Source organism: Vibrio sp. ES.051 (assembly GCF_002563795.1).
Lineage (GTDB): Bacteria > Pseudomonadota > Gammaproteobacteria > Enterobacterales > Vibrionaceae > Vibrio.
Window position 1 is genome coordinate 1,045,140 of record NZ_PDJL01000003.1, and the last position, 12,993, is coordinate 1,058,132.

Sequence of the window (12,993 nt, forward strand, 5' to 3'; positions counted from 1 at the left end):
CTGAGAAAACTATTTCTTCATTCAATCACCTAAGTCACATCACCCATTTTATTTACTCGCTTGTGTACGTACATCAGTTAGGCGTTTAGCGATACGATTTACATCTTCACGACTGAAAATTTCATCAAGATTCATCGACAGTTTACGACGCCAGTTTGGGTACTCATCAACCGTGCCCGGAATATTGACCGGCTGGTCCATTTCTAGCCAGTCTTCAAGCTGAACACTAAGTAGCGCAGAATTACCCGCCGCGACATGCAGCTGAAGAGCTTCACTCAAGTGCGAATCCATTGGTACGTACTGTGCGTCATGACCAATGCCTTCTGGTAAGTAACCGTGCCAGCGAACGCTGTCTAAAATACCTTGCTTACATTTCAGACGATCGGCAAACAAGCTTTCTAACTGCTCTTCATCAGGGTATAAGCCGATTTCACGTCCCATCTTTAAATCATCACAATGCCAAAAACCACGCAGCGTTGGCATGTCGTGTGTACATAATGCTGCCATTGACTGTTCTGCATAATGCTTAGGTGAAATAAAGCCGCCATCATTTTTTGATGTTTCGAAAAAGAACACTTTATAAGAATGAACCCCAGCATCACGAAGAATATCCACGATTTCATCTGGCACTGTGCCCAGGTCTTCACCGATAACCGAGCACTGGTAACGATGTGACTCAAGCGCTAGAATCGCTAGCATGTCTTTGACTGGGTAGTAAAGATACGCGCCTTCTGTCGCCTTCTTGCCTTTGGGAACCCACCACAGGCGCAATAGACCAAGTACATGATCAATACGCAACGCGCCACAATGCTTCATATTGGCACGGAGTAGTTTGATGTACGCATCGTAACCCGACGCTTCCAGCATATGTGGATTAAGCGGTGGTAAACCCCAGTTTTGACCAAGCGGGCCAAGCACATCCGGCGGCGCACCGATGCTAGCGTCGAGAACTAAGTTACCCTCGTCAGCCCAAGTTTCGCTACCAGAATCTGCCACACCGACGGCAAGATCTCGATAGATACCAACCGACATGCCTTTTTCTTCAGCGAGCGCTTGTGCTTCTTTGATTTGGGCGTCTGCAATCCACTGTAAGTACATGTACAAGTGCACACGATCTTTCTTGTCGCGAATGTATTTCTGAGTCCCCGCAGCATCAAAAGTACGGTACTTTTCTGGGAAGACTGGCCAACCCCACATATTTGAGTCTTCTGCATGCAAATCTGCATGCAGTGCGTCAAATGCCGCTTGATGCAATAAACTGTCACCGCCCTTCTCGACAAAATCTAAAAATGCGCGCGCGCGATCTGTATTTTTGTCTAGATGGCGAGCTTTGAATTCGCTAAATAAGCGTGGCAGAACACTCATTTTAAGCTCGGAGACTTCGGTGTAATTTACCCAATGGGCATCACGTACTTTTTGTAATCGTTGTTGGAACTCTGCACTACCAACCTGTTGTTGCGCTTCTGCACTGAGCGCGAACTCAGGTACAGAGCTCACATCGATATACATGATGTTTAACCAACGTCGAGAAGATGGGCTGTATGGGCTCGCACCTTCTGGATTAGCAGGAAATAGGGAGTGAATCGGGTTTAAACCAATGAAGTCACCGCCACGAGATGCGATGTCACTCACTAATTGCTTAAGGTCGCCAAAATCACCGATACCCCAATTATGCTGAGTACGCAGTGTGTAAAGCTGAATGCTAGGACCCCAAAGCTTTTTGTGTTGGCTAAGAGCGACTTGTTTAAAACAGGCTTTCGGTGTGATAATCAGCGACATTTCGTAAGGTGTTTTACGGCGCTTACGGCTGACTATTAATTTATGATAACCCCATGCCAAGTTTTTTGGCAATGCAAACACTAGAGGGCCACCCTCAGCACGCTCATCACGAACAATTTGGGATTGAAGATAGCCTTCAAGTACCTCTCCTTGTTCTGTCTCTAAACGCCAGCTGAATTCACTCTCACGAGCACTCGTACCTAGGTTTAGTTCCACTTCAACTGGTTCGCCGTCGCGTAAAACAAGAACAGGGGCTAGTACGTCTTTTTTATGTTTTTTTTCAGCAGAAGCCAATAGTTTTTCATCGCTACTAGTATCGTAGCCGAGTGAAGTAAGCAAGTAACGTAGCGTCTCTTCAGAAACTTTTGCCTCGTCTCCCCAAGCACTGACATAGCTATCAGCCAATCTCGCTATTTCCGCGACTTTCTTTAATGCTGTTTGTTCTTTCATCGCTTTCTCCGAAGGTAATACCAACACCTTCCATGTAGGGTTTTATTATTATCAATCACTTATTGTTTAAATGACCAAAAGGTAGCGCGTGGCTACCTTGGTTGTCTTAACGGTGAACCGCTTCTAGCTTCCAGATATTATTCACATAGTCTCGAATGGAACGATCTGATGTGAACTTACCCACGAGGGCGGTATTAAGAATGGCTTTCTTCGCCCAGCCAGCTTGGTCTTTGTATTGTTTACTCATGTCTTCGTGCGCTTTCACATAAGATGCAAAGTCAGCCAGACATAGATACGGATCACCGCCATCTAATAGGCTATCGTACGTTGCACGCAACAGACCTGGCTGACCTGGTGTAAACTCTTCACCTAATAACAAGTCCATTGATGCTTTGAGTAGATGATCCGCATTGTAGTAATCGAATGGGTTGTAACCTTGAGCTTTGAGTGCTTTGACACCTTCCGTATCGAGACCAAAGATGTAGATATTCTCATCGCCCACTTCTTCACGGATCTCAACGTTAGCACCATCCATCGTACCGATAGTGAGGGCACCGTTAAGCGCCATCTTCATGTTACCAGTACCCGATGCTTCTTTACCCGCTAGCGAAATTTGTTGTGATACATCCGCCGCAGGAATGATGATTTCTGCCATGCTCACACGGTAATCTGGAATGAAAACCACTTTCAGTTTGTGACCGATGCGCGGGTCGCTGTTCACTTTTTCTGCGATCTTGTTGATTGCGAAGATGATCTCTTTCGCTAGATGATAGCCCGGTGCCGCCTTCGCCGCGAAGAACACAACGCGTGGCACGCATTCGAAATCTGGTTCGTTAATGATACGGTGGTACAGAGACAGCACGTGTAGTAGATCTAGGTGCTGACGCTTGTACTCGTGCAGACGCTTAATTTGAACATCAAAGATGGCATTGGTATCTAGCTCGATACCCATGTTCTCTTTCACCCAATTCGCTAGGCGCTCTTTGTTCTCTTTCTTCACTGCCATGAATTCTTTTTGGAATTTTTCGTCAGTGGCGTACTGTGCGATGCCTTCCAGTTGCTCTAGTTTCGCTGGCCAGTTTGAGCCCACTTTCTCAGTAACTAGCTTAGAAAGGCCAGGGTTACAGAACTTCAACCAACGACGCGGCGTAATCCCGTTCGTGACGTTGTGGAGACGTGTTGGGTACATTTCATGAAACTCTGGGAACAGGTCTTTCTTAACCAATTCCGAGTGAAGTGCTGCTACACCGTTTACTGCGTAAGAGCCGATTACACATAGGTTAGCCATGCGAACCATGCGGTGGAAGCCTTCTTCGATGATAGAAAGCTTCTGTTGTTTCGCAACATCACCCGGCCACATTGCACGTACATCTTGTAGGAAGCGATGGTTGATCTCGTAAATGATCTCCATATGGCGGGGAAGTAGGTGCTGAATGAGCGACTCTGGCCATGTCTCTAGTGCTTCTGGAAGTAGCGTGTGATTGGTGTACGCAAACGTGTGAGAGCTGATTTCCCAAGCCGCTTCCCAAGTTAGACCTTTTTCGTCCATCAGGATGCGCATAAGTTCCGGAATCGCAATCGTTGGGTGCGTATCGTTAAGCTGGATGGTCTCCTGCTTAGGCAGTTCTTCGATAGAGTAACCTGCGGCTTCGTGACGACGTAGGATGTCGCGTACAGACGCTGCTGAGTGGAAGTACTGTTGCATGAGACGCAGTGTTTTACCTTTCTCGTGGTTATCGTTCGGGTAAAGCACTTTAGTGATGTTGCCTGCGTCGATCAGCGCGTGTTGCGCTTCGAAGTAATCACCGTTGTTAAAACTTGCTAGCGAGAATGGAGCAATTGCCTGACATTCCCAAAGACGTAGCGGGTAAACCGTGTCTGATTCGTAACCCACGATAGGCAAGTCCCAAGGCATGGCTCTTACACTCATACTTGGTGTCCATTTGCGAACTTCTTTCCCGTTTTCATTCACGACTTCAACGTGACCGTAAAAACCAATTTCTTGCGCAAGGTCTGGACGAGCGATTTCCCAAGGATAACCTTCAACGCCGCGCCATGCGTCTGGTGCTTCTTGTTGTCGACCATCTTTAAACGACTGCTTAAACAGGCCATACTCGTAGTGTAGCCCGTAACCGACGGTTGGAAATTCTTGCGTCGCACATGAATCCATGAAACATGCGGCTAGACGACCTAAGCCACCGTTACCCAGTGATGGGTCGCGCTCTTCTTCTAGCAAGTCAGTTAAGTTGTAACCCAGTTCAGCCATTGCTTCTGTTACTTGCTCGTACAGCCCCATGCTGATTAAATTGTTGCCCGTTAAACGACCAATTAAAAACTCTAATGAAAGGTAGTTAACACTCTTCGCACCTTGGATGCGCGAGTCTTCTTCCGTTGCAAGCAAATCTAAAGTCGTAAACTCAGCCAGTGCGTGGCCCATTGCTAAGTACCATGCGCGACTGTCTGCATTTTCAACGGTATGAGCGTAAGTAACAGATAAATGTTTCTTTACGCTTTCTTGGAACAACTTCTTGTTAAACTGTTTTTGTTGAGTCGGTTTCATTACGAAATTCTCACGTCTTTTAGTAATTCATCTGCTTTATATCGTGCATTTAGCGCGGTGAGTAAACATCATCCTAATTCTCCTCCTTTAAAGGAGGAGAGATGAGGGCGTAGAGGCGTATTATTGCGAAGTTAGTGATCCAAATCTCAACAAAGGGTTCTTCGTTCTAATTCTTAGTGATTCCGATCACAATGACACATGAGACAGGTTAAATTTTGTTCATGGCATTTTTTATAACCCACTCGATTCATGATGTGAAAATTGTCTTATCGATCACACTCGCTTGGTTAATATTGAAAGATTTTTCTTAACCTATGCGCAATGTGATATTAATATCACCGGCACCAACCCGTATTTGAGTGATGAAAATCACAAATAAAAGGCGTAGACGACGCCAAACCTATCAACTATTGAGAATTAGGAAGTGGATCAAAGTAACAGGCATTTCTGATGTCGTACCATCCACATGGCTCACGGGGTTGTACGCTTTTCATACAAACTAAAATTGGTCGGTATGAGTCATTTCTCGTTTCGCTCACTTTTGTCTCTCCGTGACTTCGTGATATGCCTTTTGGCGTAATTTTGCCAAGCGAGGATAACGTAAGCGGAAAGTAACACGTATAAATGGTGTTATGAGTGAGAGAGCAACTTCTAGTGGGGGAAGCTCTTGCTAAAACCAGTGCGTTAAAGTCACTCAGGTATAGATAAATAAGGACATAATTACTAAAATGTGGATTCCATCTAAGCTCACTCGTCCAGGCCGACTACACAATGCGATTGTGCGACCAAGAGTACTAGACTTACTTCAACAAGCGCCTTACTACAAATTGGTTTTGTTCCGTTCTCCTGCGGGCTATGGCAAGACAACGATGGCTGCTCAGTGGTTGTCCGACAAGCCAAATGTCGGTTGGTATAGCATTGATGACAGCGATAATGATGACTTCCGTTTTGTCAATTACCTACTTCAGGCGCTCAACAAGGCGACCAATTTCAGTTGTTCTAACGCACAAAAACTGGCAGAGAAACGCCAGATTTCTTCCCTACGTTCGCTGTTTAGCGAAGTGTTTGCCGAAATGGCGGACTTTCATCAAGAGTGTTACGTCGTATTAGATGATTATCACTTGATCACGAATGATGATATTCACGAATCCCTGCGTTTCTTCTTAAAACACATGCCAGATAACCTAACCATTGTGGTGACCAGTCGAGCCACACCACCACTGGGCACCGCGAATCTGCGCGTGCGTGATTTAATGATTGAAATCGGTAACGAAATGCTGGCGTTTGATACCGAAGAGACCACTCGCTTTTTTAATCAGCGTATCGCGGACGGCATTGATGAAAATATGGCTAACAGCCTAAGAAGCTATGTTGAAGGCTGGCCTTCAGCCATGCAGTTGATCGCTCTACAAGCCCAACATCAAAACCGAACCTTGGCACAAACCGTTGAATCCGTCTCTCAATTCAACCACGCCCACTTATGGGATTACCTGGTCGAAGAAGTGTTTGACTTGCTTGACCACGACACTCGTCACTTTTTAATGCAGGTCTCAGTACTGGATCATTTCAACGATGAGTTGGTCTTTTCTTTAACCAAACGTGAAGACGCGCTTGGCCTCATAGAGTCATTAAATCGCTACGGTTTATTTATCTACCCGCTGGAAGGCGAACAAAACTGGTTCCGCTTCCACAACCTCTTTGGGGAGTTTTTGTCGCACGAGCGCCAAGCTCGCATTCCACAACAAGAAAAAGATTTGCATAAAAATGCCGCCGTTGCTTGGTTACAACAAAAAGCGCCACACCAAGCGATTCACCACGCCCAAAAATCGAATGATAAACAACTCGTGGTTGAGATCCTCAATGAGTTTGGCTGGAAAATGTTTAACCAAGGTGAACTTAGCACACTTGAAAGTTCAATGAATAAGTTGGATGCAGAACTGCTCTTTAGCCACCCAAAACTGACAATGCTGCGTGCTTGGCTAGCACAAAGCCAGCATCGCTATAATCAAGTCGGTCATCTACTTGAAGAAGCAGAAGAAGAGCATAAAAAGCGTAATATTACATTAGATACCCACTATCAGGGTCAAGCCAATGCCTTGCTGGCTCAGGTTGCCATTAACAGTAACCAACCGGAAAAGGCGTTAGAGCTGGCAGAGCTGGCACTGAGCCAATTAGATAACACGATATATCGCAGTCGAATCGTGGCCACTTCGGTTGTGGGGGAAGTAAACCACGTACTTGGAAAGCTTGACCGTGCGTTACCAATGATGCAACAAACAGAAAAGTTAGCACGTCAATATCAAGTTTATCATCAAGCTCTTTGGGCTATTTTACAACAAAGTGAAATTTTGATTGCTCAAGGCTACGTGCAAGCAGCGTTTGAACTGCAAGATTCGGCTTTCCGTCTGATTGAAGATCAGCAGCTCCAGCACGTGCCATTGCACGAGTTCCTGTTGCGCATCCGTGCTCAAGTACTATGGTGTTGGAACCGCCTCGATGAAGCCGAAGAGTGTGCGTATAAAGGCCTACAAATTCTAGAGAACCACTCTCCAAGTAAGCACTTACACAGCTACTCTATGTTAGCACGTATCGCGATTGGTCGCGGTGAGCTTGATAAAGCAAGTAAATTTATCGAACATATTCAACACTTGTTAAAACAATCAACTTACCATGTTGACTGGACGGCGAACGCCTCACTTTCACTCCTCCTGCTCTGGCAAGCCCGCAACAATACCGAAGCGATGCAAGAATGGTTGAACACCGCCGTTCGCCCCGCGCACGCTTGCAACCACTTCTCACAGCTGCAATGGCGCAATATCGTTCGGGCTCATATCAACTTGGAGCAATATGAAGAAGCGCGCCAAGCATTGGACTTCTTACAAAGTGAAGCTCATCGTACCAACCTCGTGACCGATACCAACCGCAACTTAGTCGTAGAGGCAGTGCTTGCCGCTCGTCAAAAAGACGAAGAGCAAGCAAAAGCACTGCTAAAACAAGCATTAGTGATGACGAACCAAACGGGTATGGTGGGTAACTTCCTGATTGATGGCGCAACCATCGGTGGCCTGTTGGAGAAACTCAGCTTGCGTTATGAGCTGGGTGATTTAGAACGTCACCGTGCACAGCAATTGATGAAAGACATTTCATCCAATCAGCGTAGCCGTTCTATTCACTTTGATGAAAACTTCATTGAGAAATTAGTGAACCACCCTAATGTCCCGGAGCTTGTGCGCACAAGCCCACTGACTCAACGTGAATGGCAGGTACTTGGTCTAATTTACTCTGGTTTCAGCAACGAGCAGATCGCGCAAGAATTGGATGTAGCTGGCACCACAATCAAAACACATATTCGCAACTTGTACCAAAAGCTAAACATCGCTAATCGCAAAGAAGCGATTGTGACTGCAGAAAATTTACTGCAATTAATGGGTTACTAATTTCGCTTACCGCAGCCAATAAGCTGACGCTTTATTAAAAACGAAAAAATAAAAGTGGGTTGGCATTATACGCCCGCCCTTTTTATTGATTAGAAATGAGGAATAGGGTGAACTTGCCAAACACGTGAATGATGTGGTTGATATATCAAAGACAAAAAAATAGCCAACCACAATAATCGCGATTGGCTTATATTTTGTGTGAACAAATTGCATTCACTAACAACGTCAGTTGGCTAGGTGACCCTCGGCTTAAGAAGGGTCACTCAGTAATAAGCAGTAACCATGCCAAAAACAAAAGCTTGATTTTTGAGCGCAAGACCCCATAAAAATTGAAACTGAACACACAAAAACAGCAAAACGCAAAACCGCCTTGCATTGTGATATTGCAAAATGCAAATCAACTCGTAATTGATAATCGACTTAATCAGCTCAACACGTACTCCCATAATAAAAAGTCAATTCACGCTTTCATTCAACAGCTATCGCTATTTAGGTTAGAAAACTCATTAACTTACCTTCAAAGACCACTTGCCTAAGTAAGCAACCGTTTAGATATCACTATTTCATACTTTTTTAGTCGCAATGTTTGTATACTCTGTGCCATCTACACGACTTAGTACTAGAGAAATGAACTATCTAATTACTTTCTTCAAAGGAATGGCCATGGGCGCAGCTGATGTTGTCCCAGGTGTATCTGGTGGTACCATCGCATTTATCACTGGCATTTATGACACGTTGCTTGAAAGCATCCGACGTATCAACCCATCTCTTTTCTCTATTTGGCGAAAAGAAGGGATTAAAGGTGCGTTTAATCACGTCAACGGTTTTTTTCTTATCGCTCTATTCGCCGGAATTTTCACTAGCATTGCGACCTTGGCAAAACTGATCACTTGGCTACTTGATACGCACCCAATTCCACTGTGGTCATTCTTCTTTGGCCTAATTTTAGTGTCGGTTTACCACATCCTTCGTCAAGTACAACAACGTGATATCATTCGCTTAATCGCGTTACTGGTGGGGATCGGGCTTGCGTACAGCATTACCGTACTTAAACCACTTCACTTAGAGCCGACCGCCATCAACACTCTGATTGCAGGCGCTATTGCGATTTGTGCAATGATCTTACCGGGGATCTCTGGCAGCTTTATCCTGCTGCTAATTGGGATGTATGCGCCAGTACTGGCCGCGGTGAAAGGATTCCAAGTGGATATGCTGGCGCTATTTTTATCAGGTTGTGTGATTGGTTTATTATCCTTTTCACACCTATTATCTTGGCTACTCCACAAGTTCCGTGATGTCACCCTGATGTTTTTGACGGGCTTAATGATTGGTACGTTACCAAAGATTTGGCCTTGGAAAGAAACCATCACTTGGCGCACCAATTCAAAAGGTGAGCAAGTGCCATTACTACAGCACAACCTATCGCCATTTGAGTTTGAACACGTAACGTCACAACCTTCTCAATTGGTTCTGGCCATTGTCATGATGTTGGCTGCCATTGCGCTGGTTTTAAGCCTCGAAAAGTTCGTAGATTCAGATAAGTAAATACTGAATGGAGTAATAAGAACGGAGCCAATGGCTTCGTTCTTATTTTTTTGGCTAAGCGAAAATCATCGCAAGTAAACACCTCTATGGACTTGATTTAATTAAACTCTGCCCTTTGAGATCATGTTGGTGTAGGTCATCGAGGTATAACGCACAATTTATTGAGGTCGCGAGTTGGCAAGTGACGCTTCTATGCTACGATGCTGGTAATGTTAAGTGATAAATGCTGAACCTTAATGAAAGTGTTACCAATCGCGGCTGTTACAGCTGCACTGGTTGCGGGTTTTTATGCCCCAACTTTACTAAAAAGCTTTTCTTCATCGGCCTCCATCAAACCGATAGATGAATACTGCTTTCTCTCCACCACCTCTTGCGTCCAAGAGAACGTCACGATGACACTCAACGCAGATAGTGCTCAACCGCTGGTTCCTACCACTTTGAATGTTGAGTGGGATAAAAACGATGCAGAGCAACTCGTCCTAACGCTTTCGGGGCGAGAAATGGAGATGGGCGAGCCTAAGTTTTTACTAAAGCAAGTCGCTCCCGGTCAATATCAAGGTGACATCGTTCTTCCTGTCTGTACTCAAGATGCGATGACTTGGGTCGGCGAGCTCACCGATGGAAAAAACACCATTTATCCCGCTATAAAAATGCAAAGATAAGGAATCATTATGAGCCGCAACTGGTCCCTCTTTCTCGTGGTCGCTTTCGTTCTTGGTTTTGGTGCGAAGAGCTATTTGGACAATCAAAGCGAACAAACTGAAAAGACGAATAGCGCTTCTTCTCAATCAACGGTGTTGTTTGGGGAAAGTAACCAAGCCGTTAAAATTTTCGACGTTGACGACCCACGTATTCGCATCGTTTACTTTGGTTTTACTCGTTGCCCAGATGTCTGTCCTACCTCGCTCGCGATGTTGGCAGGCGCACTTAATCAAATTGATGACGCCCAGAAAACGAGACTGCGTCCAATGTTTATCTCTCTTGATCCAGAGCGTGACGAAGCTGATGCATCCGCCCAATACGCGCACTACTTCCACCCTATGATTGAAGGCTTATCAGCCCCCCTTGATGTAACCACACCACTGGCGCATAAGTACGGTGTAATTTTCCGCAAAACCGATTTAGAAGGCTCAGAGCTGAAATACACTCTCGATCACAGCTCTTACTTCTACTTCTTAAAGCCAGACGGCACGCTGATCACAAAAGTTCCGCATACATTAACACCAGCACCAATTGTCGAAGCTATCTCTAAATTAACGGTTGAAGGAAATCCAAATGAAGGTTAAATCAACCCTCAAACACCTTTTTAGCGTTCTTACTCAAACGAATCCAAATATTGAGCAAGATGTCGACGCCGTGATTGCCGCTATTGGTGGTATGAAAAATATTTTAGAAACCGGTGCATGCGCCACTAGGCTGCGCCTCACACTTCAGTCGACGTCCATGGTTAATAAAGAGGCGCTCAAAAAACAGGGTGCTCATGGAGTGGTGATATTAGATGATAGCCACGCCCAAATCATATATGGGCTTAAAGCCAATACTTATTCACAGATCATCGAAGAGCGAATGCAGTCGTAATGCCACGGTCCACGTTGACAACACCAACAACCTTACTCCGCTGTTAAATAAAAACGTGAATAAAATGAAAGGAGACATTTGTCTCCTTTTTTAACAAAGTTATTAAAAAGCATCACTCATAACCGCCTACCTTTTGCAACACAAAAAACTTATTTTATTAACATTGACCAAACATTTAATCCAAGAACAAACTAAAACTAGACACAAAATATTACCAAGCTAAGATAGGTGACATTCAGCCATTTTATCGCTGAATATATAAAAACAGGATAATTTATAATCATGTGTCTTAGTGACCAGAAGCAATGCTCGTCCCTTGTTAGGCAAGGGCATTATCGCCGTGTAATGATAGGTTATTGCCCTGCCGCTTTGGCATAAAATTGCAGGAATGATGTATGCAACACAACAGCCTCGTTGCCCGATATGCTCGCGGTAACCTCGTCGTCCAGATCCTCGTCGGCATTGTCTTCGGTATCTTGCTCGCGACAATTTCACCAAGTCACGCCGAAAGTGCAGGACTCATTGGTAGCCTATTTGTAGGTGCCCTTAAAGCGATTGCTCCAATTCTAGTATTTATTTTGGTCGCCGCTTCAATTGCGAACCAAAAGAAAAATCAACACACTTACATGCGCCCAATCGTATTGCTGTACCTAATGGGCACTTTCTTTGCCGCGCTATCTGCGGTGGTTCTAAGCTTCCTTTTCCCGACCAATTTAACGCTTGTAACCGGTGCTGAAGGCGCAACGCCTCCTCAAGGTATTGCAGAGATCCTACGTACTCTGTTGTTTAAACTGGTAGATAACCCAGTAAATGCTCTGGTAGAAGCAAACTACATTGGTATTCTTGCTTGGGGTGTCGGTCTTGGCCTAGCATTGCATCACGCATCAGCAACCACCAAAGCCGTGTTTGAAGATCTAAGCCACAGTGTTTCTCACATTGTTCGCTTTATTATTCGTCTTGCGCCATTTGGTATCTTTGGCCTTGTCGCGTCAACATTTGCGACAACAGGTTTCAGCGCACTAGCAAGCTACGCTCACCTTCTTGCAGTTCTGCTTGGTGCAATGATGATCATCGCTTTAGTCGTGAATCCAACGATCGTATTCTTCAAAACCAAACAAAACCCGTACCCTTTGGTGTTCCGTTGTCTACGTGAAAGTGGTGTAACCGCATTCTTCACTCGTTCAAGTGCGGCAAACATTCCAGTGAACATGGCACTGTGTGAGAAGCTAAAACTGGACGAAGATACGTACTCAGTATCTATCCCACTAGGTGCGACCATTAACATGGCTGGTGCTGCAATCACTATCACAACGCTTACGCTTGCAGCTGTGCACACTATGGGTATTGAAGTTGATCTACTGACTGCGCTACTGCTAAGTATTGTGGCTGCGGTTTCTGCATGTGGCGCATCCGGTGTTGCTGGTGGCTCTTTACTCCTTATCCCTCTTGCGTGTGGCCTGTTTGGTATTTCAAACGACGTCGCAATGCAAGTTGTCGCCGTCGGCTTTATTATCGGTGTGATTCAAGACTCTGCTGAGACGGCACTAAACAGCTCAACCGATGTTGTCTTTACGGCCGCCGTTTGCCGTTCAGAACAGCAAAAAGTATAGTAAACATGACTAGAAAGGGGAGCCAATTGGCTCC

General features: G+C 45.2%; 8 protein-coding genes. 6 read left to right on the top strand and 2 right to left on the bottom strand.

Annotation, left to right across the window (positions count from 1 at the left end; genetic code table 11):
* Positions 1–48 precede the first annotated feature (48 nt).
* Together malQ and ATG66_RS05500 are read right to left on the bottom strand one after the other, a co-directional pair.
* Entirely contained in the window at positions 49–2,229 is a 2,181-nt protein-coding gene (malQ, locus tag ATG66_RS05495; RefSeq protein ID WP_098414342.1) for a 4-alpha-glucanotransferase, read from the bottom strand.
* A 106-nt stretch (positions 2,230–2,335) separates the two neighbouring features.
* Entirely contained in the window at positions 2,336–4,789 is a 2,454-nt protein-coding gene (locus ATG66_RS05500) for a glycogen/starch/alpha-glucan phosphorylase (protein WP_098414343.1), read from the bottom strand.
* Between the two features lie 728 nt (positions 4,790–5,517).
* Here ATG66_RS05500 and malT point away from each other — a divergent pair.
* The 6 genes from malT (at position 5,518) to sstT (ending at position 12,959) form a co-directional block, all read left to right on the top strand.
* Complete coding sequence (gene malT / locus ATG66_RS05505; RefSeq protein ID WP_098414344.1) at positions 5,518–8,226, top strand: HTH-type transcriptional regulator MalT; 2,709 nt, start codon at positions 5,518–5,520, stop codon at positions 8,224–8,226.
* A gap of 627 nt (positions 8,227–8,853) precedes the next feature.
* Positions 8,854–9,771 carry a DUF368 domain-containing protein gene (locus tag ATG66_RS05515; protein WP_098414346.1) on the top strand — a complete coding sequence of 306 codons (918 nt, stop codon included), beginning with the start codon at positions 8,854–8,856 and terminating at the stop codon, positions 9,769–9,771.
* Positions 9,772–10,007: 236 nt separating this feature from the next.
* A complete protein-coding gene (locus ATG66_RS05520; protein ID WP_098414347.1) occupies positions 10,008–10,433 on the top strand; it encodes a hypothetical protein in 426 nt (141 codons plus the stop codon).
* 9 nt (positions 10,434–10,442) lie between these two features.
* Positions 10,443–11,057 carry an SCO family protein gene (locus ATG66_RS05525; protein ID WP_098414348.1) on the top strand — a complete coding sequence of 205 codons (615 nt, stop codon included), beginning with the start codon at positions 10,443–10,445 and terminating at the stop codon, positions 11,055–11,057.
* Complete coding sequence (locus tag ATG66_RS05530; RefSeq protein WP_098414349.1) at positions 11,047–11,349, top strand: glucose PTS transporter subunit EIIB; 303 nt, start codon at positions 11,047–11,049, stop codon at positions 11,347–11,349. The genes ATG66_RS05525 and ATG66_RS05530 overlap by 11 nt, the downstream gene beginning before the upstream one ends.
* A 395-nt stretch (positions 11,350–11,744) precedes the next feature.
* Positions 11,745–12,959, top strand: coding sequence for a serine/threonine transporter SstT (gene sstT / locus ATG66_RS05535; protein WP_098414350.1), 1,215 nt, complete (start codon positions 11,745–11,747; stop codon positions 12,957–12,959).
* Positions 12,960–12,993: the final 34 nt, after the last annotated feature.

Excerpts from the sequence above, each read along its gene's own strand:
- malQ (WP_098414342.1), bottom strand. The coding sequence starts at position 2,229 with ATGAAAGAACAAACAGCATTAAAGAAAGTCGCGGAAATAGCGAGATTG.
- ATG66_RS05500 (WP_098414343.1), bottom strand. The coding sequence starts at position 4,789 with ATGAAACCGACTCAACAAAAACAGTTTAACAAGAAGTTGTTCCAAGAA.
- malT (WP_098414344.1), top strand. The coding sequence starts at position 5,518 with ATGTGGATTCCATCTAAGCTCACTCGTCCAGGCCGACTACACAATGCG.
- ATG66_RS05515 (WP_098414346.1), top strand. The coding sequence starts at position 8,854 with ATGAACTATCTAATTACTTTCTTCAAAGGAATGGCCATGGGCGCAGCT.
- ATG66_RS05520 (WP_098414347.1), top strand. The coding sequence starts at position 10,008 with ATGAAAGTGTTACCAATCGCGGCTGTTACAGCTGCACTGGTTGCGGGT.
- ATG66_RS05525 (WP_098414348.1), top strand. The coding sequence starts at position 10,443 with ATGAGCCGCAACTGGTCCCTCTTTCTCGTGGTCGCTTTCGTTCTTGGT.
- ATG66_RS05530 (WP_098414349.1), top strand. The coding sequence starts at position 11,047 with ATGAAGGTTAAATCAACCCTCAAACACCTTTTTAGCGTTCTTACTCAA.
- sstT (WP_098414350.1), top strand. The coding sequence starts at position 11,745 with ATGCAACACAACAGCCTCGTTGCCCGATATGCTCGCGGTAACCTCGTC.